The sequence below is a fragment of the Streptomyces sp. NPDC058239 genome (assembly GCF_042882185.1).
In the GTDB taxonomy this organism is placed as follows: Bacteria; Actinomycetota; Actinomycetes; order Streptomycetales; family Streptomycetaceae; genus Streptomyces.
The window spans coordinates 190,584-215,667 of sequence record NZ_JBHVWS010000004.1 but is presented as its reverse complement, the minus strand read 5'-3'; the positions used below and the strand labels follow the sequence as shown (position 1 = coordinate 215,667).

Genomic DNA, 25,084 nt, shown 5'->3' with positions numbered 1-25,084 from the left:
ACACCTGACCGTCAGGGGTTTCGGTACAACGGCGGGCGGCAGGTCCTTCGCGCGAGGGTTCCGAAATTCTGGTGGGCGTCGTGGCCCTGGGCGACTTCGACGGTGCATGCGCCATGTCACTGCATGTTCTGCACGTGCGGGTGGTCGTAGGAATCCGTGCACACGTACAGCTGCAGGCTGTAGCCACGGCCGATGTTGAGCTGCGTGGCATTGGCCGGGCCGAGGAAGTGCAGGCCGGTGTAGTCGCCGTCCTCGACCGGTCGCCAACTCCCGCTGCCGCCGTCCCACTCGCTGCCGTCAATGGTGAGCAGCGGCCGGACGTCCGAGCCGCACTCGGCGCAGACCATGGGGAACGGGTCGGAGAAGCTCCACGGAGCATGGCCGCCGACCTTGCAGCCCGGGGCAACGCCGAGGTCGTACTGGTAGTCGAAGTCGTGCTGGTCCTCCCAGGCCTCGATCCGCTCCGCCAGCTCCTCTCGCAGCTCATGCGGGGCCGGGAACTCGGTGACCTTCTCGGGGTGCAGGACGCACGGTTCAGGCAGGTAGTCGACGTTGCCGATCACCGACGGCTGCGGGGCGGCGCCGAGCGGGTCGGTGACGTCGGCGGTGGTCCGCCAGCGAAGTTCGGTCCGGGGCAGGTAGTCCTCGTCGTGGTCGAACGGGCACCACAGCAGCTGCAGCAGATCAGCGCCGTCCGGGCGCGGCAGATCGGGCACGTCCGAGGCGTAGAGCTGAGCCACCGGCACCATCGGGACCGGGCCGTCCTGGGAGATCCGCCGGCTTTTGCCGATGCGGTCGACTGTCGTGCGCTCTTCCGTGCTCAGCAGGTCGGCGCCTTCCTCCTTGGGCCGGCGCCATGCCTCGGCGAGAATCCGTCGCCGCAGCCGGACGTCCTCGGGCGCCATACCGTGTTGCCAGGGGCCGTCGTGCTCCGGACAGGTGGGCCACGCTTCACTCGCCGGCCACAGCAGCGGACCGCCGATCGAACTGTCCGACGTCGCCGGGGCGCCGACGCGGGGGTGCAGCCTTACAGCGGTGCGGGCCAGTGGTGCGAGCTGGGGGAAGTGCATGGTGACATCGACCGGGCGAGGCGGAGTGGTGCGGAGCATGCACAAGAGGCTATGCCCCAACGGTGACTCGCCGTACACGGGCCCGGGAGACGGTACAACCCGCGGGGCGCTGACCGGCTGTCACTTCCCCCTGTCACTTCCCCGCGAACAGCCCGGGCGACGGCCCCCGGCCGTCGCCGGACCGGTTTGGGGAAGCGAAGCGATCTTCACTAGTATCCGGCGATGATCATAAGAAGAAGGCTGACGGTCGGGGTGGGCATCCTGCTCGCCACCCTGACCGCCGGGCTCGGTTCGGCGCTCCCCGCCGCAGCTGATGAAACCCCCACCAAAGCCTCCCCCAAGGTCGAGCTGGTGCTCGACGTCAGTGGCTCCATGCGGACCCGTGACATCGACGGCCAGTCCCGGATGGCCGCGGCGAAGCAGGCGTTCAACGAGGTCCTGGACGCGGTGCCCGAGCAGGTGGAGCTCGGCATCCGGACGCTCGGCGCCGACTACCCGGGCAATGACCGGAAGGTCGGCTGCAAGGACACCAAGCAGCTCTACCCGGTCGGCCCACTGGACCGCACCGAGGCGAAGACCGCCGTCGCCACCCTGGCCCCCACCGGCTGGACCCCGATCGGCCCGGCCCTGCTGGGCGCCGCCGACGACCTCGAAGGCGGCGACTCCACCCGCCGGATCGTGCTGATCAGCGACGGCGAGGACACCTGCGGCCCGCTCGACCCGTGCGAGGTGGCACGTGACATTGCAGCCCGTGGCATCCACCTCGTCATCGACACACTGGGCCTGGTGCCGAACGCGAAGATCCGCGAGCAGCTGACCTGTATCGCCGAGGCCACCGGCGGCACCTACACCGCCGTCCAGCACACCGATGAACTCTCCGGCCGTGTCAAGCAGTTGGTCGACCGGGCCGCCGAGCCCGTCGTCACACCGGTGGCGACGGAGGGCGCGGACCGCTGCTCCACGGCGCCACAGCTCAAGGCGGGTCTGTACACCGACCGGGAGAAGTTCGGCGAGCACCGCTGGTACCGGGTGGATGTGCTGCCCGGTCAGGAGCTGCGCACCTCGGTGAGCGTCTTCGCGGACCGTGCCGTGAACAATGACTACGGCGTGCTGCTGCGGGCGGTGACCGTACACGGCCGGGAAATCGTCCGGGGTTCGGAGTCGGGCACCGGCCGCACCGATGCGATCTCCTCCGGCCTGCGCTACCCGAAGCCCGAGCAGGACGACACGGACAACGCCGACAAGCCCGCCGCCGAGACCGTGTGCCTCCAGGTCGGCAACTCCTACTCGGCCCCCGCCTCGGTGAAGACCGCGCCGGGCATGCCCCTCGAACTGACCGTGGACCTGGTGGACGCCCCGGACGACGCGGCCGATGCCGCCGCGTTCGGTCTCGGCCGCGGCTGGTGGCTGCTGGGCGTACTGGTTCTCACCGGACTGGTCGCGGGTCTGCTGACCGGCTGGATCTCGCGCTGGCGTATCGCCGTCTGGAGGACCAACTGATGCGTACGACACGTCTACTCGCGGGTGCGCTGCTGACCGGCCTCGCCCTGCTGACCTCTGCGGGCGCCGCCGCGGCCGACGGCCCGTCGGCGAGCCCGAGCGCCTCGGACGGCGGGTCCGGCCCCACCGAGGCAGGCACCACCTTCCGTACGGCCACTGCGGTCCAGCAGAACCAGCGCGCCACCGCCGGGGCGTCCACGGGTGACTACCTGTACTGGGTGTTCCCCGCCGACGCGGGCCAGCGGGCCACCGTCAAGGCGAAGATCACCCTGCCGGAGAGCGCCACCCGGCACGGCGCGTCGACCTGGCAGGTCGATGTGTACGACGGGCTGCGACGCCGCCAGGCCTGCATGTACGGCCGCCAGACCGGGAAGGCGGCGGCCGACACGTCGACCGTCGAGCTGACCTGCGTGCTGCGCACTGTCCGCGCCTGGTCCGAGCCGTGGGCCAACGACCCGCTGCCGGGCAGCTACTACGTACGCCTCACGGTCGTCGACCTGCCCTCGGCGGACCTCGGTCTGCCTGTGCAGACCGAGGTCGAGGTGACGGCGGCCGACAAGGGCGGCGCCGGGGATGTGGACGGCACGCTCGCCGAGCCGCTGGTCCCCGGTGTGTCCTCCGTCGAGCGGGCCTCGGACTCCTCGACCGCGAGTGGCGACGACGCGTCGGCCGAGGTCGCTCCCGGCAGCGAGCCGGAGGACGGCTGGGCCTCCGGCTGGTGGACCGACCGCTGGCTGTGGACGGTCGGCGGCGGAGTACTGGGTGCGCTCGCGGCCGTCTTCGGCTACTCCCTCACCCGCGGCAACGGCCGCCCGTCCCGGGTCCCGCCGGGCGTCTGACCCGCACAACGGGCTCCGGACCACGAGCCCACCGGACCGCACCGCCGGACGGGCCGATGGCCCGGGCCCGTCCGGCGACGGCGGACAGATCCCGTCGACCGCCCAGCTGCCCGTACGTTCTCGGCACGGCGGCCGCTACCCTCGACAACTCACGTACCGCACAAGGCCGATGACACCTTCCACGCCGTGCGGTACTGCTGAAGTCAGGTCGCTGCGCACCAAGTCGGATGCGCCACAAGGGAGCGGAGACTTTCATGTCCACGGAGACCGGCCCGGCCGTCGATGCCGAGCCGCGAGGCCACACGATCGTGCCGGGCCCGAAGGGGCTGCCGTTTCTCGGGAACCTGCCACAGTTCGGAAAGAATCCCCTTGCCTTCTTCGAGCTACTGCGTGGTCACGGCGACATGGTCGGCTGGCGATTCGGCCCCAACCCGTGTGTGTACATAGCCGATCCGGAGTGCATAGGCGAGCTGCTCACCGAGACGGAACGCACCTTCGACCAGCCCGCACTCGGTATCGCGTTCCGGACCGTGTTGGGCAACGGCGTTGTGGTCGCCCGCGGTAGGGACTGGCGGCGGAAGCGGTCGCTGGTGCAGCCTTCCGTACGCCCCAAGCAGGTGCGGTCGTACGCGGCGACGATGGCGGGCAGCACGGTGGAGCTGGCGGACACCTGGTCCGGCGGTGAACGCATCGACATCAAGCGCGAGATGGCGGCACTGACGCAGAAGATCGCGGTCCGTACGATCTTCGGCGTCGACACCCCGGCCGACGCCGAAGCGATGGGGCGGGCGATGGATGTGGCGCAGCAGGAGATCGGCAAGGAGTTCGCCGGTATCGGCGCGCTGTTGCCCGACTGGGTGCCGACACCTGGCCGGGCCAGGGTCAGGAGGGCCGCCGCGGTCATCGACGCCGAGGTGGGCCGGGTCGTCGCCCGTCACCGCGACGGCGGGGCCGATCGCCCCGATCTGCTGAGCCGGCTACTGACCGCGGTCGACGAGACGGGTGCGCACCTCACGGACCAGGAGATACGCGACGAGACGGTCACCCTGTACATCGGTGGGCACGAAACGACCAGCTCCACTCTGGTGTGGGCCTGGTTTCTGCTGTCCCGCAATCCGCGGACGCGCGCCGCGCTCACCGAGGAACTGGACCGGGTACTCGGCGACCGTGAGCCGGAGTTCGACGACTATGCCCGGCTGACGTACACCCAGTCGGTGGTCAAGGAGACCCTGCGCCTCTACCCGACGATCTGGCTCGTCACCGGCGTCGCCAAGAAGGGTGCACGGATCGGCGGTGTGCCGATGCCGGAGGGCACCAGGGTGTGGACCAGTCAGTGGGCGACGCACCGCGACGAGCGGTGGTTTCCCGAGCCGGAGGAATTCCGTCCCGAGCGCTGGGATCCACAGGAGGGCGACGACATCGCGGAGTACGCCTGGTTCCCGTTCGGCGGCGGCCCCCGGGTCTGTCTGGGCACACGGTTCGCGATGGTCGAGGCGGTGCTGATCCTGGCTGTGCTGGCACGCCGTTTCGAACTGGAGGTGGACCCGGGCATTGTCAATCCCGTACCGACGCTGACGCTGCAGCCGGACCGCGAAGTGATGGCGACGGTCCGGCCGCGGTAGCGGCGTACGGGGTGGGGTGGCCGCGGCGTTCTCCCGCACCCTCGCCCCGTAGGCTGCTGCGACCCGAACCGCCGTAGGCCACCGCCGTCGGCGCGTTCCCCGGCCGAGGAGGATGACACCGTGGGCGGTTCCAGGAAGCCCCGCAGGCGTAGGGCGGCGTCCGGCTCGCTGACGCACACCGCGCGCCCGTCGCGCAAGGCCGACGCCCCGTCCGGCCGGCGCCGGGACACCGTCTTCGGCTGCGGGTGCATGGTGGCGGTAGTCCTCGGCATCGTCGTCCCGGCCATCGGGTCCACGCTCGGCGGCCCCGGCCTGTGGAGGTGGGCACGCGACAGTTTCCCGGGCGGGGGTTACGGCTTCGCCGTGGCAGTCGGTGCGCTGATACCGGTGGCGTTCACCGTCGGGGCGATATCTCTCGGCAAGCTGAACCAGGCAGCCGAGAAGGCCCGTTCAGCGGTCGGGATCGGCATTGCGGTCCTCTGTTTCGCACTGCTGATGCTGCTCGGCACGGCATGTGTGGAGATGATGGGACCGAGCCGTGAGCACCATGCCCGAACGGGCGGTTGGGCCTATGAGCACTATGCGTGGGTCTGGGCCGTGGCCCTTCTGTCGGCGCTCGTCACGGGGGCACTGATCGTGACCGCTCTTGTCCTTCGCGTCCGCAGTCGTACGGCACAGGACGGCTCGGCCGAGACGGCGTAGCACTACCGCCCCGCAGTCACGAGGCCCCGGGCTCCATCTCGTCGCCAGATATATCGAACCGATATGTCTGATCTGTCGCGGAGGTCGGGGCATACCGGTCACACTGGCGATGTCGGCCTCACCGGCCGCCGGGCCGTCCGGCCGCATCCGCAGGCTGTCGATCCAACGGGAGAAACACCATGCCTCTCCGCTCCGCTCTCGCCTCCGCTCTCACCGTCGCAGCCGCACTGACGCCGACCGCCACCACAGCGTCGGCCGCGACCGGCACCGCATCCGCCGGAACCGTGAGCCGCCCCGGAACCTGTCCGGAGAAGGCCCTCGATGTGCATGCCGCACCCGGCGGGCAACGGAACGTCGCCCGTATCAGTGTCACCAACCACGGCGACCGGGCCTGCGTCGTGGACCGCATCCCGACGATCACCTTCAGGGGCCTGGACGGCTCCGCCGAGACCGTGCCGCCTGCCGAGAGCGGGCCCTACGTCCTCTCGCGGGGCGAGCGAGCGTACGCCGCCGTCCGCACGGCGGACCCGGCAGCAACCGAAGGACACATCGTCGGCAGCCTGTCCGTATCGGCCGACCCTTCCCACCTGGGCGTCACCTTCCGGGCGGCCACCGTGGGCATGCCCAGGGGGGTCCATGTGTGGGTGCCGGTCACCACGCTGTGGCAGGAGTCGCGCGCCGCGGCCGACAGCGCCTTGGCTGACGCACTGGGCTGATGGGCAGGGCGGGGGCGGGGGCGGGCGACCGTTCGCCCCGAAGCGGTCCGTGGGAAGCCCGGCCGTGCTCTCACCCCACCCGCACCGTCCCCACCCCCTCCCCTGCCGCCCCGGTGTCCTCAAGGATCACGCGGTACGGGCGGTCCATGCCCTCGGCTGTCACCTGCACGGCGGTCCCGTCCCGTACAACATGAAATGTCACTGCGGGCGCGCCCGTCGTGTCCGGCACCGTGACCAGTGTTTCAGTGGTCGTGGTCGTGGCCGCCGGGCCGAAGGCGCGCAGGGTGAGGCCGTCCAGCCAGTCGCCGTCCGGGCGCTGGTCGTCGGCGCCCCAGGGAAGGACCGCGCCGGGGCGGACCAGGATCGGGAGGCTGTCGAAGCCATGGGTCTCATGGCGCCAGGCAGGGCCGGTGATCGGCTCACCGGTCAGCAGGGACGTCCAGGTCCCCGCCGGGACATAGAACTCGACCTGGCCGTCCTCGGTGAAGACCGGGGCGACCAGCAGGTCGGGGCCGAGCATGTACTGGCGGTCCAGCATCCGGGTGGTCGGGTCGTCCGGGAATTCCAGCAGCATGGGGCGCATCACCGGGGTGCCGGTGCGGTGCGCCTCGGCCGCCGCCCCGTACAGGTAGGGCATCAGCCGGTGCTTGAGCAGTGTGAATCTGCGGGCGACGTCGACCGCTTCCTCACCGAATGCCCACGGCACGCGGTACGACACATTGCCGTGCAGCCGGCTGTGCGAGGACATCAGGCCGAAGGCGAGCCATCGCTTGAAGACGGCCGGGTCGGGGGTGCCTTCGAAGCCTCCGATGTCATGGCTCCAGAAGCCGAAGCCGGACAGGCTCAGCGACAGGCCACCGCGCAGTGACTCGGCCATCGCGGTGAACGATGCGAAGCAGTCGCCGCCCCAGTGGACGGGGAACTGCTGGCCGCCCGCGGTGGCCGAGCGGGCGAAGAGCACCGCCTCGCCGTGCCCGCGCTCCTTCTCCAGGAGTTCGAAGACCGTGCGGTTGTAGATCTGCGCGTAGTAGTTGTGCATGCGCTCCGGGTCCGAGCCGTCGTGCCACACCACGTCGGTGGGAACGCGCTCGCCGAAGTCCGTCTTGAACGAGTCCACACCCTGGTCGAGCAGGACGCGCAGTTTGCTGCTGTACCAGTCGCGGGCGGCGGGGTTGGTGAAGTCGACGAGTGCCATGCCGGGCTGCCAAAGATCCCACTGCCATATGTCACCGTTCACCCGCTTCACCAGATAGCCGTGTTCGGCTCCTTCCGCGAACAGCGGGGACTTCTGGGCGATGTACGGGTTGATCCACATGCTGATGCGCAGGCCGCGTTCCTTGAGCCGGGCCAGCATGCCTTCGGGATCGGGAAAGACGTCCGGATCCCACTCGAAGTCCGACCACTGGTACTCGCGCATCCAGAAGCAGTCGAAGTGGAACACACTGAGCGGGATGTGACGTTCGGCCATTCCGTCGACGAACGAGGTGACCGTTTCCTCGTCGTACGAGGTGCAGAAGGACGTGGTCAGCCAGAGGCCGAACGACCAGGCCGGCGGCAGCGCCGGGCGGCCGGTCAGCGCGGTGTAGCGGGCGAGAACGTCCTTCGGGGTGGGTCCGGCGACTATGCAGTACTCCAACGACTGGTCCTCGACGCTGAATTGCACCTGTCCGACCGACTCGGAGCCGATCTCGAAGGAGACCTTCCCCGGGTGGTTGACGAAGACGCCGTAACCGCGGGACGAGAGGTAGAACGGGATGTTCTTGTACGCCTGCTCGCTGCTCGTGCCGCCGTCGGCCTGCCAGATGTCGACGGTCTGGCCGTTCTTGACGTACGGGGTGAAGCGTTCGCCGAGGCCGTAGATGTTCTCCCCCACGTCCAGGGCCAGTTGGGCGATCATGTGGTGAGCGCCGTCCGGGGTGGCGGCGAAGGCGGTTCCCTTGGCGTCGACACCGGTGAGGCGGCGGCCCTCGCCGTCGAGGAACGTCATCCCCCACGGACCTTCGCCGTCGATGCGCAACGTCAGTGGGCCGCTGGTCAGTTCGGTGATCGCGCCGTCCCTGCGGGTGTGCGCACCGGCGGCTGCGGGGTCGAGTCCGGGGAGGGCGAAGTCCGGTCCGTGCTGGGCCTTTCCGGCGTGGTGTGTGGTGCGTACGCCGATGATTCCCTCGGCCGGGGAGAAGCATTCGACGGTGATCAGTGGGGTGTTGAGGGTGTCGCCCCGCCCGGCGACGTGCTTGACCGCCGCGTAGGCGGTGAACCGGTCGGAGCCGACGCGCAGATCACGGATCTCGGTGGCGTAACAGGCGCGGACGCCCTCACGCATGAGCCAGAAGCCGTCGGTGAACTTCATGAGGACTCCTTGCCGGGGGCAACTGGGCGGGGCGGGGCGGCGATTCGGCGGGCCTGTGCGGTCACTCGGCGTCTCCGGTGAAGGCGAGGCGCGCGAGGCGCACGGCCCCGTGCAGGGTGGCTCGTACGTCATGGACGCCAAAGGCGCTCAGCACGGCATCCCGGGGCCGGTAGTCGTACGGTCCGGCGGTGGCAGGGACCGGGACGGTGACCGTACGTCCGTCGACCGTGATGTCCACGGCTCCCTCACCGGCTGCAAGGACAGTGACGGCGCGCACGCCGCTCGCGAAGTCACATTTCCGGAAGAGGAGTTCGTTCTCCACGGCGACGGAATCGAAGGGAGCGGCGGGCGCGACCGCGTCGCCGTGCGTCCTGGTGCGGTCGACTAGCTCGGTGCCGAACTGCTCGTCGTAATCGGCCGCTTCCAGGCCCCGGTCCAGGACCGGGCGGGGGCCGGTCGCTTCACCGTCGACGGTGACGAGGGTGACGAGCCGGATGTCCGTACTGGAGGCTCCGGCCTGGATCTCGTACGTACCGGGTTCGACGGTCCAGCGGCCGTGTGCCACGTCCCAGTGGCCGAGCTCGGCGACCGGGACCGCGAACTCGACGCGCTCCCCGGCGCCCGGGGCGAGATGCAGTCGGCGGTGGGCGACAAGTTGGCGCAGGGGACGGACGACGGACGGCGCCACGGCCCGTACGTAGAGCTGGGCGACCTCGTCGGCTGCGACGGCACCGGTGTTGGTGACCGTCAGCCGGACCCGCAGCAGGTCGCCGTCGCGCTCGGCGGTGATACTTGTGTGGGTGAAGTCGGTGTACGACAGTCCATGGCCGAACGGGTAGAGCGGTGTCCCCTCGTAGTAGAGGTACGTCTGCCGGGAGCCGATGATGTCGTAGTCCAGCAGGCCGGGCAGCTCCGCGTCGGAGGTGTACCAGGTCTGCGGGAGCCGCCCGGCCGGGGAGATGTCGCCGGCCAGGATGCGGGCGAGCGCGGTTCCGGCCGCCTGGCCGCCGTGCGCGGTCCACAGGAGGGCCGGCAGTGCGGCCGCGGCGTCGGTGAGGGCGTACGGGTAGGCGGAGGTGACCGCCAGCACGGTGTGCGGGTTCGCCGCATGGGCGGCGCGCCAGAGGCGTTCCTGCTGGGCGGGCAGGTCGAGGGTGGCGCGGTCCTCGGTCTCGCGGCCGTTGATGTGCGCGTCATTGCCGACCACGACGATCACGGTGTCGGCAGCGGCGGCGGCGCGGGCCACGGCGTCCTCGCCGCGCTCGGTCACCTCGATCTCGAAGACGGTTGCCGCACCAGGGGCCCCGGCCGCATTCACGTCTGCGGAAATCTCTTCGTCCGCGGCGGCAACCTTTACGCCGTCGGCGGCGACAGAGAGATACCGGCCCGTTCCGATGTGCAGAAGGCGGTGACCGCCCCGGTGGCCTTCCACCGCTTCCCACCGGAAGGTCTCCTGGACGACCCAGCCGCCCGGCTCGTCCGCGGATGCCCGTACGTAACCGTCCTCGGCGACCGACAGATACAGGCCTTCGGGAGCACGGAGGGTGATGACACCATTGCCCCAGTCGACGAGCGCCAGCTCGGACGGGGTGTCGCCGCAGGTCAGCGGCGGCAGGTCGGTACGGCCCGCGAGCAGCGCCGGGTCGAGGGCGCCCTGCGCACCCCGCGCCGGGTCGCGGTTGTCGTCGGTGGCGGGGATCTGCAGCCAGCCGTCCGCGCACCGCAGGCGGATCCGGTCGGCGCCCTCCGCGAAGACGACGTTGTCCGCGCCGAACCGTTCCCGTACTCCGTCGAGCGGTGTGGACCGGTGGATGAGGGTGCCGCTGTACCAGTCGAGCTTGCAGGCATCGGCGAGCAGCCCGACGACCGCGACCGTCTTCCCCGTCCCGGGATCGAGCGGCAGCAGGCCCTCGTTCTTCAGCAGGACGACGGCCTGTTCGGCAGCCTCCTGGGCGAGCGCTCGGTGCTCGGCGGTGTCGAAGAGGGCCGCTCCGGCGTCCGCGCCTGCCGCGTAGGGGTCGAGCTCCGGGTCGAACTCGCCCAGCGAACAGCGCAGTTCCAGCAGACGGCGTACGGCCGTGTCGATGTCGTGCTCGTCGATCAGGCCGCGCTCCAGCGCGCCGCGGATACGGCCGGTCATGACCGAGGAGTCCTGGCCGTGGTCGGTGAAGCTGTCGACTCCGGCCTTGAGCGAAGCCGCCGTGGCTTCCTCATGGGTGTCGAAGTAGTGCTCGGAGTCGACGAGGTTGGACGGCGCTCCGGCGTCGGAGCAGACCACCAGCGACCGGTCGGTCCAGCTGCGCAGCTGCTGGGACAGCAGCTGCGAGACATGATTGGGCCGCCCGTTGACCAGGTTGTACGCGGGCATGACCCCGGCCACCGCACCTCCCCGCACGGCGTCGCGGAACGCCCGCAGGTCGTACTCGTGCAGGACCCGCGGGCGGACCGACGAGGAGGAGGTGTCGCGGTCGGTCTCGTTGTTGTGGGCGAGCCAGTGCTTGAGCACCGGGGCGGTGCGCCAGTAGAGGGGGTGGTCACCACGCAGCCCGCGGGTGTACGCGACGGCGATGGCGGAGGTGAGTCCGGCGTCCTCGGAGTACCCCTCCTCACCGCGCCCCCACAACGGATGGCGCAGCAGATTCACCGTCGGGGCCCAGACATTGAGGCCGACCCGGTCGTCCTGGGCACGCTTGGCGCGGACCTCGTTGCCGACGGCCTCGCCGATCCGGCGGACCAGCTCGTCGTTCCAGGTGGCGCCGAGGCCGACGGCCTGTGGGAAGACGGTCGCCGGTCCCATCCAGGCGACGCCGTGCAGAGCCTCCTGACCGGTGCGGAAGGCTCCGAGCCCGAGCCGGTCCACCGGCGGCGCGAACTGGTGCAGCATCGCGATCCTCTCGTCGAGGGTGAGCCGCTGCAGCAGGTCGTCGATGCGCTTGGCGAACGGCAGTTGCGGGTCGCGGAAGGGCTGCGGTTGTTCCGTCACGTGCGGATCCCCTTGGAGAGGTGGGAGGTCTTTCGGCGCATGAGCCTCGACAGCGCTCCGGACGAGCTCCGTGTGAGGCTCGGCCGAGACCTTGAAGATCTTTCGATGCGCTTCGATGCTCCGTGGACAACCCCGCAGGTGTCAAGGGTGGGGACCGCCGGTGGTCCACAACCGCCCCCAGCTGTGCCGGGAAACGGTTGGGAAACAGGTCGGAGGAATCTCGAAACGGACTCTTGTGCGGCAGGGACGCTTCACTTAACCTCGCTGCAACATCGAAGCGCTTCGACAGAGCTTCGAACGGGCGTCTCTCGCCCTTGAATTGCCGGGACGGTGACCAGGTCCGTGACAGGTTCTGCCACCTCCTCAGCGAACCGCTTCACCTGCGGCCGGTCGACCGGCTCAGCCAGCTACGCCCCACCTCAGACACAGGAGCCGATCGGCGGACGCCCGCCGGGTGTCGTCCTGGTGCGCCTCGAAGGGTTGACGCAATGACGCCGAATTCCTCCCCTGCTTACACCGCCCCGAGCCGGCGGGGCTTCCTGGCTTCGAGCGCTTTCGCAGCGGTCGCCGTGGCCGGTGGAGCACCGCTCCTCGCCGCGTGCGGCGGCGGCTCCGGTTCCGGGAGCAAGGACGGCACGACGACGGGCAAGGCGTTGAAGAAGGTCCTGCCGAACTACATCCCGTCCAACCTCGTCGAGCCGGATGTGGCGAGCGTCAACGGTTCGAGTCCCGGGTTCACGAAGCTGCCCGAACCGCTGGTCTCCTCGGTGAAGTCGGCACCGGGCAAGGGCTCCGAGTTCCGGATCATGACCCCGCTGTGGGGCACTGTCCCGAAGAAGAACAACCCGTACTACACGGCGGTGAACAAGGCGGTCGGCGCGACGCTGAACTTCGACCCGCAGGACGGCAACACCTACCAGGACAAGATCGGCGCGGTGCTGGCCGGCTCCGACCTCCCGGACGCCATGACCATCCCCGGCTGGAACATGCAGGGGCAGATCCGGAACGCGATCAGCGCCAAGTTCGCCGACCTCAGCCCGTATCTGGCGGGCGAAGCGATCAAGAAGTACCCGAACCTGGCGAACATCCCCACCGGCGCCTGGCAGTACTCCGTCTTCGGCGGCAAGCTGCGCGGTCTGCCCATGCCGTCGCCGATCCTGGGCAACGCGATCTTCTACCGCAAGGACCTGACCGGCTCCGGCGCCGTACCGGGCAGCGCGGACGATCTGCTGGCCTTCGGCAAGGAGTACACCGACGCGAAGAAGAAGGTCTGGGCGTTCGACGACCTCTGGACCTGCATCCAGAAGATCTTCGGCCTGCTGCCCGACGCACCGCACTACTGGCAGCTGGAGAACGGCAAACTGGTCCACAAGATCGAGACGAAGGAGTACCGCGAGGCGCTCGCCTTCGCCCGCAAGCTCCACGACGGCGGATACGTCCACCCGGACGCCGAGGCCAACAAGGACGCCGACTCCAAGATCCGCTTCACCAGCGGACACGTAATGATGTACAACGACGGCACCGGTGGCTGGAAGGGCATGGTGACCGAACAGGCCACCGCCAACCCCGAGTTCGACATGCAGGCACTCGACTTCTTCAACCACGACGGCGGCAGGCCGGTGCTGTGGCAGGACGATCCGGGGTCCATCTTCACCTTCCTCAGCAAGAAGCTCTCCAAGGCGCAGATCGAGGAACTCCTCGGCATCGCCGACTTCGCGGCCGCGCCGTACGGCACCAAGGAGTTCATGCTCACCAACTACGGCGTGGAAGGCACCCACTACACGATCAAGAACGGTGTGCCGACCTTCACCCCGCAGGGCATCCAGGAGGCCCAGCCCTCCACCTTCCTGTTCCTCGCCTCGCCGCCGCACACCGTCGCCTTCCCCGACGAGCCGCAGTTGGTGAAGGACTACGCGGGCTGGATGGCGCGGCAGGCCCCGTACGTCAAGAAGCCGCTCTTCTTCGGCATGCAGATCGTCGAACCGCAGCGCTATGCATCCCTGTACACGCCCTTCGACGACCTGCAGAAGGACATCCGCCGCGGCCGCAAGAAGGTCAGCGACATCGACGCCGCGGTGACCACCTGGAAGAACAGCGGCGGCGACAAGCTGCGCGCCTGGTACCAGGACATTCTCGACAAGAACGGCTCCGGCAACTGACGCGTACGGGCGCTGTGCACCGTAAGTACGACAGCGAGGAGGCCGCCGGGCGCAGGGAAGCCCGGCGGCCGGGGCGGAGAGCACGACATGGGGAGCACACGGTGAAGCCACGGGCCACGGTTTCGACCGCTACGGATCCTGATGCCGGCGGGGCGGCAGCCCCGTCCGGCGGCGACGAGAGCGCCGGGCGCGACGGCAAGGGTGAAAGCCCCGGGGGCGGCGGAGACGGCCGGGCGAGCAGGTCCCGGACGATCGGCGGCCGCCGGGCCCGTACTGCGAAGACCACACCGACGAGCACGGGGGCGCAGGCAGGCGGCATCACATGGCGCCTGCGACTGCGCCGGGACCGCACTCTGGTACTGATGACGCTGCCGGCCATCGCCCTGCTGCTGATCTTCAACTACATCCCGTTGCTCGGGAACATCGTGGCCTTCCAGGACTACGACGTATACGACCTGGGAATCACCGGCAGCCCGTTCGTCGGCTTCGACAACTTCACACGGATCTTCGAGGATTACCGGTTCTGGCAAGTCCTCATCAACACACTGGTCATCTTCCTGACTCAGCTGATCCTCTTCTTCCCGATTCCGATCGTGATCGCCCTGCTGCTGAACACGATCATGAGTGCTCGGGTGCGGGCCTGGGTCCAGGCAGTGGTCTATCTGCCGCACTTCTTCTCCTGGGTGCTCGTCGTCACCGTCTTCCAGCAGATGTTCGGCGGCGCCGGCCTGGTCGCGCAGTGGCTGCGTGAACACGGGCATGAGGGCTTCGACCTGATGACCAGTCCGGGCTTCTTCAAGTTCCTCGTCACCGCGCAGTCCGTCTGGAAGGACGCGGGCTGGGGCGTGATCGTCTTTCTCGCCGCGCTCGCCGCCGTCAACACCGATCTGTACGAGGCGGCGGCAGTGGACGGTGCGGGCCGCTGGCGTCGCATGTGGCATGTCACACTCCCCGCGCTGCGCCCCGTCATCGCACTGCTCCTGGTCCTCCGGGTCGGCAGCGCCCTCAATCTCGACTTCGAGCAGATCCTGCTCCAGCGCGACCAGGTCGGCTCCGGCGCATCCGAAATCCTCGACACCTACATCTGGTGGACGGGCATCAAGACCGGCGACTTCGGCTACGCGGCCGCCGCCGGAATCTTCAAGGGGCTGTTCAGCGTCGCCATGGTGCTGGGTGCCAACAAGGTCGCCCACATGCTGGGCGAGCAGGGGGTGTACTCCAAGAAATGACGACTCTCCTGGAACTGGACAAGGACCCGTCGGAACCCGCCCCCGCCGATCCCCGCAAGGAATCCCCGCTCCAGCGGGCCCTGCGCATGGAGCCCCGCCCGGTATGGGAGGAGGAGCCGACCAAGGCAGGTCTCGCATTCAAGGGGCTCGGTCTCTTCGCGATCTGCGCGGTCGTGATCATCCCGCTCTGGGTGGTGCTCGTCACCAGCCTCTCCGACACCAGGGCGATCAACGACGCGGGCGGCCTGGTCGTCTGGCCGAAGAGCATCACCTTCGTCGCGTACAAGGAACTCCTCAGCGGCGGCGCCGTCACCAGGGCAGCGATGGTGAGCATCGGACTGACCGTCGTCGGCACGGCGTTCAGCATGGCGGTCTCGGTGCTCTGCGCGTACGGGCTGAGCCGGCGGGACTCCTACGGGCACCGTCCGCTGCTGATGATCCTGATGGCGACGATGTTCTTCGGCGCCGGACTCATCCCCACCTATCTGCTGGTCACGGGCATCGGTCTGAGCGACAGCTACTGGTCGATGATCCTGCCCAGCGCCATCAGCGTGTTCAATGTGCTGGTCCTGCGCGGCTTCTTCATGGACACCGCACCGGAGCTCATCGACGCGGCCCGTATCGACGGCGCCGGCGAATGGCGCATTCTGCTGCAGATCATCATGCCGCTGTCCCGTGCGGTGATCGCCGTGATCTCGCTGTTCTACGCGGTCGGCTACTGGAGCCAGTGGTTCAACGCGATGCTCTACATCCAGAACAGCGAGAAGTACCCGCTTCAGATGATCCTGCGCCAACTGGTCCTCCAGCACCAGGTGCCGCCGGGCGCCATGGGGGCGGCGGTGAGCAGCGGGCAGATCAACAGTCTCGCCGTGCAGATGGCGGTCATGGTGCTGGCGCTGGTCCCGGTCGCGGTGCTGTCGCCGTTCGTCCAGAAGCACTTCCAGAAAGGGATGCTGACGGGCGCCGTGAAGGGCTGACCCGAGATGCCCACCCCTGCCTGATTCGTCCTCCCCGCTCCCCTCACTGCTTCCGGAAGGTGTTCGCCATGCGCGCTTCGTCCGCGCCCACGCCCAGTCGTCGCACCGTGCTCGCGGGAGCGGCCGTCGCCGCCGCGGCCGTGGCCGTGCCGGTCGCGGCGCCTGCCGCTGCCGCCTCCGAACGCCATCGGGCAAAGGACGTCGAGCCGCACCGCTGGCGCACGGCGGCCATCGGCGGGACGGGCTTCGTCACCGGTCTGCTGTTTCACCCGGCCGTGCAAGGGCTGGCGTATGCGCGCACCGATATCGGCGGCGCGTACCGGTGGGACGATGTGCAGTCCCGCTGGACCGCGCTCACCGACCAGCTCGGCTGGGACGACTGGAATCTGCTCGGCATCGAGGCCCTGGCCATCGACCCGGCACACCCCGACCGTCTCTATCTGGCCTGCGGAACATATGCGCAGTCCTGGGCGAGCCCCGGTGCGGTGCTGCGCTCCGAGGACCGGGGTGCGACCTGGGCGCGTACGGACCTGGCGGTACGGCTCGGGGCGAACGAGGACGGCCGCGGTGCCGGTGAACGGCTGCTCGTCGACCCGCGCGACAGCGAGACGCTCTGGCTCGGTACCCGTCACGACGGTCTGCTGCGCTCCACCGACCGGGGCGTGACCTGGGCCCCGGTCGACTTCCCGGCCACCGCGTCGGCGGCCGGTCAGGGTGTCACGTTCCTCGTCGCCGCGGGCCGGACGGTGTACGCGGGCTGGGGCGACGGCGGCACGGCTCTCTACCGTACGACCGCTTCCGGAGGCTGGGAGACCGTGCCCGGTCAGCCGTCCGGAGACGTCGCGGCGTCGGGGGTGCCGATCCGGGCCGCGTACGACGCGAACTCCTCGACTCTGTACGTCACCTACGCGGATGCGCCGGGGCCCAACGGGCAGTCCGACGGGTCGGTCCACCGACTCGACACGCTGACGAACACCTGGCGCAATGTCACACCTGTCAGCCCCGAATCAGCCTCGGGCGACACCTTCGGCTACGGCGGGGTCGCCGTCGACGCGCGTCGCGCCGGCACGCTGGTCGTCACCACCAACAACCGCTGGTCGCAGATCGACACGGTGTTCCGCTCCACCGACGGCGGTGCGACCTGGAGCTCGCTCAAGGACGCTGCGGTCCTCGATGTGTCGGAGACCCCGTATCTGCGCTGGGGTGGGGACGCGGCCAAGTTCGGCTGGTGGATCCAGGCCGTCGCCGTCGACCCGTACGACTCGCTTCACATCATGTACGGGACGGGCGCGACGATCTTCGGAACCCGGGACCTGGTCCACTGGGCGCCTCAGATCCGTGGCCTGGAGGAGTCCGCGGTGAAGTTCCTGCTCGCCCCGGACCAGGGTGGTGCCCAGCTCCTCAGTGGGCTGGGCGACATCGGTGTGATGTACCACGACACCCTCGCCGCTTCCCCGGCACGCGGTATGGCGTCGAACCCGACCTTCGGTACGGCCACCGGTCTGGCCCTGGCCGCGCTCAAGCCTTCATACGTCGTACGCACCGGGTGGCCGTCCGGCTCGGCTGCGGCCGGCGCGTACTCCGACGACGGCGGCAGAAGCTGGCAGCCGTTCGCCGCCCAGCCGGACATCGCCGCCTCGGCGCCCGGACCGGTCGCGGTCGGGGCGGACGGGGCAACGCTGCTCTGGTCGTTCATCCACTGGGACGGCACGAAGTATCCGGCACACCGCTCGACGGACGGCGGTGCGACCTGGACCGAGGTCGCCACATTCCCCAAGGGCGGCACACCGGTTGCCGATCCGCTCGACGCCAGGCGCTTCTATGCGTACGACACGGACACCGGCGTCCTCTTCCGTTCCACGGACTCCGGGGCGACCTTCTACCAGGGCGCGACGGGGCTCCCCGCCGGTGACGTGCAGTTCCGGATCGCCGCCGCTCCCGGCCGTAGCGGTGACCTGTGGCTGTCCGCCAAGGACCACGGACTGTTCCGGTCGACGGACGGCGGCGCGGCCTTCGCCCACGTGGCCGGCTGCCAGGCCTCGCACGCACTGGGCTTCGGCAGGGCGGCCCCGGCAAGGAGGAAAAGGCGTCCTGGGCAACGATCCGGCACGACCGGCTATCCGGCGATCTTCCAGACCGGGCGGGTCTCCGCAACCTTCGACGGTGTGGCGGTGCTGCGCTCCGACGACGAGGGCGCCACCTGGATCCGGATCAACGACGACAGGCACCAGTGGGGCTGGACCGGTGAGGTCATCACCGGTGACGCCCGAATCCACGGCCGTGTCTATCTGGGCACCAACGGCCGTGGCATCCAGTACGCGGATCCGGAATGAGGAGCGAGAAGTCGATGCCGTCCTTGCGCGACGCAGCCCGTGGCCGCATCCTCTTCGGCGGCGACTACAACCCCGAGCAGTGGCCGGAAGAGGTGTGGGAGGACGACGTACGGCTGATGAAGGAGGCCGGGGTCAACTCCGTCACCCTCGGGGTGTTCTCCTGGGCGAAGATCGAACCACGCCCAGGAGCAAGGGAGTTCGACTGGCTGGACCGGCTCATGGATCTGCTGCACGCCCATGACGTAGGCGTCGTGCTCGCCACTCCGACCGCGTCCCCACCGCCGTGGATGGGTGCGCAGCACCCGGAGACCCTGCCGCGCTCCGAAGACGGCTCGGTCGTCTGGTACGGATCGAGGCAGCAGTTCTGTGCCAGTTCACCCGTCTACCGGCGGTATGCCGCCGCACTCACCGAGGACCTGGCAGCGCGGTACGCGAACCATCCGGCGCTCACGGTGTGGCACATCAACAACGAGTACTGCACGCACTGTTGGTGCGACGAGACGGCTGCCCATTTCCGTCGGTGGCTGCAGAACCGGTACGGAACGGTCGAGGCGCTCAACGAGGCGTGGGGCACGGCGTTCTGGAGTCAGCGCTACGACACCTGGTCGGAGATTCTGCCGCCCCGCAAGGCGCAGTACATGAAGAACCCCACGCAGGTGCTGGACTTCAAGCGGTTCACGTCCGACGCACTGCTGGAGTGCTATGTGACAGAGCGCGACATCGTCGCCCGGCACAGCCCGGACATCCCGGTGACCACCAACTTCATGCCGTTGTGGTCGGGGCAGGACGCCTGGGCGTGGTCGGCACAGGAGGACATCGTCTCCGTGGACATCTACCCGGACCCGAAGGACCCGCTGGGCGGCCAGTACAACGCGATGCTCGCCGATATGACGCGTTCGCAGGCCGCAGGTCCATGGATGCTGATGGAGCAGGCCGCGGGACCGGTCAACTGGCGCGGCGTCAACCATCCCAAGCCGGCCGGTCTGAACCGGCTCTGGTCGCTTCAGTCGGTGGCGCGTGGCGCCGATGCGGTCTGCTACTTCCAGTGGCGGCAGTCCCGGCAGGGCTCGGAGAAGTTCCACTCCGGGATGCTCACACACGCGGGTGAGCAGGGCCGCACGTTCCGGGAGGTCAAGGGGCTCGGTGCGGAACTGGCCACGATCGGCGCGGCGGTCAGTGGTACGGATGTGCCCGCCGATGTGGCGATCCTGCACGACTGGGATGCGTGGTGGGCCGGTGCGCAGGAGGGACGCCCGTCCGCGCTCCTCGACTACACCGAGGTGGTCCGGAGCTGGCACCGGGCTCTCTGGGAAACCGGCATCAGCACGGAATTCGCCCGCCCGGAAGCCGACTTGGGCCGGTTCAAGGCGGTGGCCGTACCGCAGCTGTATCTGCTCACCGATGCCGCGATCGACAACCTCGTCGGTTATGTACGGGGCGGTGGGACGCTGGTCTGCGGCTTCTTCAGCGGGGTCGCTGACGCCGACGACCGGATCAGGCCGGGCGGCATGGATGTGCGGCTGCGTGAGCTGTTCGGCATTCGTACGCTCCACGAGTGGTGGCCGCTCGACACGGACACGACGGTGGAGTGCGACGGATTCCGCGCCGGACTCTGGTCGGAGGAGCTGGAGCCGGAGCGGGGCACACAGGTGGTGTCCGCATACCGCGACGGCGAGCTCGCCGGGCTGCCCGCGGTGCTGCGCAAGGGCCGGGCCTGGTACGTATCGACCCTGCCGGAGCCGGAGGCGCTGCGCACCCTGCTCGGCCGGGTGGCCGAGGAGGCGGGCGCGCGTCCGGTGCTGGCCGGACTGCCTGCAGATGTGGAGGCGGTCCGACGGGGCGAGTTGCTCTTCCTCCTGCATCACGGGCGGTCCACGGTCACCGTTTCCGTTCCCGGTGAGCAAGTGGATCTGCTGACCGGCAGGGTGGTGGCCGGCAGTGTGGCGCTGGGCCGCTACGGCGCGGCCGTGCTGCGAAGCCGCGCCGCGCGATGAGCACCGGCAAGCGCTCCCGTGGTTCGCACGCCTGGACGGTCTACAAGGGGGACAACGGGTCCAACCAGGTCTTCTCGTTCCTGCGCACCTCGGACTCCACATCGGGCACGGTGGACATCCTGCCGATCCTGAAGTGGATCAAGGACACCAAGGGCTGGTGGGGCAACGAGACCATCGGTGACGTCCAGTTCGGCTACGAGATCACGTCGTCGCCCGGCGGCCTGGACTTCACGACGAACGGATTCAGCGTCTCGTCCGGCTGACCCGCCCGGAGCCGGCAGGGGCCGGCCCCCGCGCAGGAGCCGGCCCCCCGCGCGGGGGCCGGCTCGTGCGCACCACAGTCAGCCGACGGGTGCCGGCCCGCTGCTCTCCCGAACCGTCAACTCCGGGGCCAGCAGCTCCACTTCATCCGTTCCCCGCCCGCCCAGCTTCGCGACGACCTGCTCAACGGCGCGCCGCCCCATCTCCTGTGCCGGAATGGCGACCGAGGTGAGGCGGACCGATGCCTGCGCTGCCACCTGCTCGGGGCAGATGGCGACCACCGACACATCCTCCGGCACGGCCCGTCCCTGCTGACGCAGCAGATTGAGCAGTGGTTCCACGGCGGACTCGTTCTGCACGATGAACCCCGTGGTGCCCGGCCGCTCGTCGAAGATCCGGGCCAGGGTCTGGGCCATCGCCGCGTACCCGCCCTCGCAGGGCCGGTGCAGCACCCGCACACCGGCCTCCTGCGCCCTGGCGCGCACACCGTCCACGGTCCGCTCGGCGAACCCGGTGTGGCGCTCGTAGACGGCGGCCGCCTCGCCGATCACCGCGATCTCACGATGCCCGAGTGCGGCAAGGTGCTCCACACACAGCGCCCCGGTCGCCTCGAAGTCGAGGTCCACACAGGTGAGCCCGTCCGTTTCGGCGGGCAGCCCGATGAGCACTGCGGCCCGGTCGGTCTCACGCAGCAACGGGAGCCGCTCGTCGTGCAGTTCCACGTCCATCAGGATCATGGCGTCGGCGAGCGAGCTGCCGGCGATCCGCCGCACTGCGGCCGGCCCTTCCTCTCCTGTGAGCAGCAGGACGTCGTAGCCGTGCGTGCGAGCGGTGGTGGCGACCGCGATGGCGATCTCCATCATCACGGGCACATACATGTCGGTGCGCAGCGGCACCATGAGCGCGATGATGTTCGACCGGCTGCTCGCGAGCGCCCGCGCACCGGCATTGGGGTGATATCCGAGCTGCTGGATGCTCTGCTCCACCCGCTCCCGGGTGGACACCGAGATGGACCGCTTCCCGCTGAGGACATAGCTCACCGTACTCGCGGAGACTCCGGCATGCTGGGCGACCTCGGCAAGGGTGACCATTCAGGGCTCTCCATCACGGGACGACTTCGGGTACCGGGACACACGCCGACACGTACCGACCGGTTGGGCGAAGCGCTTCGAATTCGACCGGTTCAGTCTGTGACATGCGCAGATGGTTCCGAGCCTAAACCCGCCCGCACGAGCTGTCCAGAGAACTGTCGAAGCGCTTCGACACCGTTTTGCCGGTCACGCTGTCCACCCTGCACCGCGGCAGGACCGGGCCGGGACCGGTACGTCCACGATAGGCGGACGGGTCGGCTACAGCCCGTACGTCGTGCCGCCAATGGTCCGCCGCGGGTCGGGCGCCCGGGTCGCGCACAGCGGGCCGCCCTCGAAGCCGGCATTGACCAGTGCCGTTGCCCGGCCCCCGGAGTCCACCAGTTTCAGGGCATGCCACCGCGGCAGCCAGAACACTCGGCCGCGGTGCGCGGCGAGCAGTTCCCGGAGGAGTCCCGGCGCGTGTGTCCACACCTTCGGCAGGTCTTCGGCGAGGTCGAAGGTGGGGCGCAGCCCGATCCACCCGTCGGCACCGACATCACCCGAGGTGAGCAGGAGTTCCACGGCCCGGCCGGGCTCCTGGTGGCACTTCTTGGCGTGAATCCAGTGGACGTGGTGGCCGGGTCCATGGCTGGGGCAGTCGTCGTTCTCGATGAGATGGGGGAGCATGGTCGTTCGCCTTCCTGGGATCATGGACCCCAGGTGCTCTGCCCCGATGGTCCGCTGTTCCCCATGCGCCGAGCACGGGGCGGGTCGTCACCCGGAGCACCCGCAGCGGAGCGGGGTGCCGTCCAGTTAGCCGGGGCTGTGCACTGGAACTCATGACCTGCGATAACTGTATCCCACGGGCGGCGGTGGGCCGACGGGTGGTCAGACGCCCGGGACCGGTCAAGAGGGCGGGGGCATGAACACCTGCCCCCGCCCCACGGTCAGCCTGCCATCAGGGCCGGATCGCTCGTACCCGCCTCGCCCGTCTCGACGTGTCCGGCAAAGCGGCGCAGGAACGTGGTGTCCGTGTCGGAGACCACCGAGATGTCGTACCAGCGGCTGCTCCCCCGCAGGTCCACCGAGTGGTTCACGGTCGTGCCCGCGCGCACCGTGAACGTCTGGGCAGTGCCGCCGTATGCATCTTTCACCGTCAAATGAACGTCACCGGACCCCGTATGAGTCATCGTCAGATCGAGCTGCCCATTGGTGGCGTTGTGGCGGGCGGTCACCTCGGGCCCTGCCGCCTTGCCCGGCCCCTTGAAGGTACGCAGGAAGCCGTTCGGACCGTGCACGCTGAGGCTGGTCACCCCGTTCGAGTAGACCGTGTTCCAGGTGTCGGAGAGCGACTTGCCGGCCTCGGTGGTGTACGTCCACGGTCCGTCGGTACGGTTCGCGGACGTGACCAGGAAGTGTGCTCCGGCCGCGGCGCCGCCGCTGAAGGTGAGGCCGTATTTTCCGGTCGCCGGATTCGCCGAACCGTCCACGAACGGCGCGTACGGCAGCGGCCGGGTGGGCCGGGAGCCCGGTTCCTGTTTGGGAACGCTGCCGACGGCGGGCGGCACGGGCACATAGTCGGGATGCCGGTTGCGGTCCGGCGGCAGGTACCCGGCAGTGGAGGGCAGGGCGACGGGAGCGGTGTCCGTACGGCGGAAGTCGAACGCGGAGGTGAGGTCGCCGCAGATGGCGCGCCGCCAGGGTGAGATGTTCGGTTCCTTCACCCCGAAGCGACGTTCCATGAACCGGATGATCGAGGTGTGGTCGAACACCTCGGAGCAGGAGAACCCTCCGGTGCTCCACGGCGAGACGACGAGCATCGGCACGCGTTGCCCCAGACCGTACGGACCAGCGGCGTAACCTCCGTTGCCCGCGAAATAGTCGGCGGAGGTCGCCACGGTGGACAGCCCCTGTGCGGCCCCGGACGGCGGGTACGGCGGCACGATGTGGTCGAAGAAGCCGTCGTTCTCGTCGTACGTGATGAACAGTGCGGTCCTGCCCCACACCTCCGGGTTGGACGTCAGCGCGTCCAGCACCTGTGCGATGTACCAGGCACCGTAATTCGCGGGCCAGTTGGGGTGTTCGGTGAAGGCTTCCGGGGCGGCGATCCAGGAGACCTTCGGCAGGGTGCCGGCCTTCACATCGGCCTTGAGCATGTCGAAGAGCCCGTCGCCGTTCTTGGCGTCAGTACCGGTGCGAGCCTTGTCGTAGAGCGGATCGCCGGGCTTGGCATTGCGGTAGTTGTTGAAGTAGAGCAGCGAGTTGTCGCCGTAGTTCCCGCGGTAGGCGTCGCTGATCCACCCCCAGGACCCTGCGGCGTCGAGCCCGTCGCCGATGTCCTGATAGATCTTCCAGGACACCCCGGCCTTCTCCAGTCGTTCGGGGTACGTCGTCCACCCGTACCCCGCCTCGTCGTTCCCGAGCACGGGGCCGCCGCCGGTGCCGTCGTTTCCGGTGTATCCCGTCCACATGTAGTAGCGGTTCGGATCCGTCGAGCCGATGAAGGAGCAGTGGTACGCGTCGCAGACGGTGAACGCGTCGGCGAGGGCGTAGTGGAACGGTATGTCCTCGCGGGTGAGGTAGGCCATCGTCGTCGCCGACTTGGCGGGCACCCACTGGTCGTACGCGCCCTTGTTGAACGCCCGGTGGCCGCCCGCCCAGTCGTGGTTGAGGTCCTGGATGAACTGGAGTCCGAGGTTGTCGGCCGTCGGCCGGAACGGCAGCACTTCCTTGGTGCCGGAGGCCTGGTGCCACACCGGTTTGCCGCTGGGCAATGTCACCGGACGTGGGTCACCGAAGCCGCGTACACCCTTGAGTGTGCCGAAGTAGTGGTCGAACGAGCGGTTCTCCTGCATCAGCACGACGATGTGCTCGACGTCCTCAAGGGTGCCGGTGGCGCCCTTCGCCGGGAGGGATGCAGCGCGGGCGATGCTGTTCGACAGCATGGTGAAGGCGGCTGTGCCTCCGGCGAGTTGCATGAAACGGCGACGGTCGAGTTCAGCCATGGGTAAGGACCTCTGTGGGGTGAGGAGGCGTGGGGGCGAAAGCGACTGGAGTGTTCCAGAGTCCCCGGGGGTGGCGAAAGACCGTCGCGGTGTGGACACGGTGGCGATCCGCCGAACAGCAGTCGGCGGGCCGGTTCGTGACCGGTCCGGCGGGCACGAGCCCGCAGGGGCGAGGCATCGGCGCGAAGCCCGGACATGACATACCGATGTGAAGCACTGACCCGGAACGTTGACATGCACCGGCCGTACGGTGAATTCTGATGCGCGAATCTCC

General features: G+C 69.1%; 16 protein-coding genes, 1 pseudogene and 1 riboswitch. Of the genes and pseudogenes, 11 read left to right on the top strand and 6 right to left on the bottom strand.

Going from position 1 to position 25,084, the window contains the following annotated elements; translation table 11 throughout:
- Positions 1-116: 116 nt before the first annotated feature.
- Entirely contained in the window at positions 117-1,109 is a 993-nt protein-coding gene (locus ACFVYE_RS08060) for a hypothetical protein (protein ID WP_389604634.1), read from the bottom strand.
- A 183-nt stretch (positions 1,110-1,292) separates the two neighbouring features.
- Here ACFVYE_RS08060 and ACFVYE_RS08055 point away from each other — a divergent pair, with 183 nt between their 5' ends.
- The 5 genes from ACFVYE_RS08055 (at position 1,293) to ACFVYE_RS08035 (ending at position 6,449) form a co-directional block, all read left to right on the top strand.
- The gene (locus ACFVYE_RS08055) at positions 1,293-2,570 is read left to right on the top strand and encodes a VWA domain-containing protein (protein WP_389604632.1); all 1,278 of its coding nucleotides are present in this window, start codon (positions 1,293-1,295) and stop codon (positions 2,568-2,570) included.
- Positions 2,570-3,409, top strand: coding sequence for a hypothetical protein (locus ACFVYE_RS08050; protein ID WP_383969279.1), 840 nt, complete (start codon positions 2,570-2,572; stop codon positions 3,407-3,409). The genes ACFVYE_RS08055 and ACFVYE_RS08050 overlap by 1 nt, the downstream gene beginning before the upstream one ends.
- A 254-nt stretch (positions 3,410-3,663) precedes the next feature.
- Complete coding sequence (locus tag ACFVYE_RS08045; protein WP_389604629.1) at positions 3,664-5,031, top strand: cytochrome P450; 1,368 nt, start codon at positions 3,664-3,666, stop codon at positions 5,029-5,031.
- 120 nt (positions 5,032-5,151) lie between these two features.
- Positions 5,152-5,733 (top strand): hypothetical protein, encoded by a 582-nt coding sequence (locus ACFVYE_RS08040; RefSeq protein WP_389604627.1) that lies wholly within the window; start codon positions 5,152-5,154, stop codon positions 5,731-5,733.
- Positions 5,734-5,912: 179 nt separating this feature from the next.
- Positions 5,913-6,449: a DUF4232 domain-containing protein gene (locus tag ACFVYE_RS08035; RefSeq protein WP_389604625.1), complete on the top strand. Its 537-nt coding sequence runs from the start codon at positions 5,913-5,915 to the stop codon at positions 6,447-6,449.
- 70 nt (positions 6,450-6,519) lie between these two features.
- On the opposite strand, the gene yicI is transcribed toward ACFVYE_RS08035, so the two are convergent.
- Complete coding sequence (yicI, locus tag ACFVYE_RS08030) at positions 6,520-8,799, bottom strand: alpha-xylosidase (RefSeq protein WP_389604623.1); 2,280 nt, start codon at positions 8,797-8,799, stop codon at positions 6,520-6,522.
- A 61-nt stretch (positions 8,800-8,860) separates the two neighbouring features.
- Positions 8,861-11,782 (bottom strand): glycoside hydrolase family 3 C-terminal domain-containing protein, encoded by a 2,922-nt coding sequence (locus ACFVYE_RS08025; protein WP_389604621.1) that lies wholly within the window; start codon positions 11,780-11,782, stop codon positions 8,861-8,863.
- Positions 11,783-12,270: 488 nt separating this feature from the next.
- On the opposite strand from ACFVYE_RS08025, the gene ACFVYE_RS08020 reads away from it, so the two are divergent.
- The 6 genes and pseudogenes from ACFVYE_RS08020 to ACFVYE_RS07995 form a co-directional block, all read left to right on the top strand.
- Positions 12,271-13,941 (top strand): extracellular solute-binding protein, encoded by a 1,671-nt coding sequence (locus tag ACFVYE_RS08020; RefSeq protein WP_389604619.1) that lies wholly within the window; start codon positions 12,271-12,273, stop codon positions 13,939-13,941.
- A gap of 101 nt (positions 13,942-14,042) precedes the next feature.
- Positions 14,043-15,170: an ABC transporter permease gene (locus ACFVYE_RS08015; protein WP_389604617.1), complete on the top strand. Its 1,128-nt coding sequence runs from the start codon at positions 14,043-14,045 to the stop codon at positions 15,168-15,170.
- Positions 15,167-16,147, top strand: a complete 981-nt coding sequence (locus ACFVYE_RS08010; protein ID WP_383977559.1) for a carbohydrate ABC transporter permease — start codon at positions 15,167-15,169, stop codon at positions 16,145-16,147. The genes ACFVYE_RS08015 and ACFVYE_RS08010 overlap by 4 nt, the downstream gene beginning before the upstream one ends.
- Before the next feature lie 68 nt (positions 16,148-16,215).
- On the top strand, positions 16,216-18,480 hold the full coding sequence (locus ACFVYE_RS08005; protein ID WP_389604615.1) for a 1,4-beta-glucanase: 2,265 nt from the start codon (positions 16,216-16,218) through the stop codon (positions 18,478-18,480).
- Positions 18,481-18,494: 14 nt separating this feature from the next.
- Positions 18,495-20,474, top strand: a complete 1,980-nt coding sequence (locus ACFVYE_RS08000) for a beta-galactosidase (RefSeq protein ID WP_389604613.1) — start codon at positions 18,495-18,497, stop codon at positions 20,472-20,474.
- A 20-nt stretch (positions 20,475-20,494) separates the two neighbouring features.
- Positions 20,495-20,737: pseudogene (locus ACFVYE_RS07995) on the top strand (hypothetical protein); the annotation flags it as partial.
- A 78-nt stretch (positions 20,738-20,815) separates the two neighbouring features.
- Here the strand turns inward: ACFVYE_RS07995 and ACFVYE_RS07990 are convergent.
- The 3 genes from ACFVYE_RS07990 to ACFVYE_RS07980 form a co-directional block, all read right to left on the bottom strand.
- Positions 20,816-21,826, bottom strand: a complete 1,011-nt coding sequence (locus ACFVYE_RS07990; RefSeq protein ID WP_383973337.1) for a LacI family DNA-binding transcriptional regulator — start codon at positions 21,824-21,826, stop codon at positions 20,816-20,818.
- 258 nt (positions 21,827-22,084) lie between these two features.
- On the bottom strand, positions 22,085-22,492 hold the full coding sequence (locus ACFVYE_RS07985) for a hypothetical protein (protein WP_389604611.1): 408 nt from the start codon (positions 22,490-22,492) through the stop codon (positions 22,085-22,087).
- Positions 22,493-22,540: 48 nt separating this feature from the next.
- Positions 22,541-22,650, bottom strand: a riboswitch (SAM riboswitch).
- A gap of 102 nt (positions 22,651-22,752) precedes the next feature.
- A complete protein-coding gene (locus ACFVYE_RS07980) occupies positions 22,753-24,810 on the bottom strand; it encodes a phosphocholine-specific phospholipase C (RefSeq protein WP_389604609.1) in 2,058 nt (685 codons plus the stop codon).
- Positions 24,811-25,084: the final 274 nt, after the last annotated feature.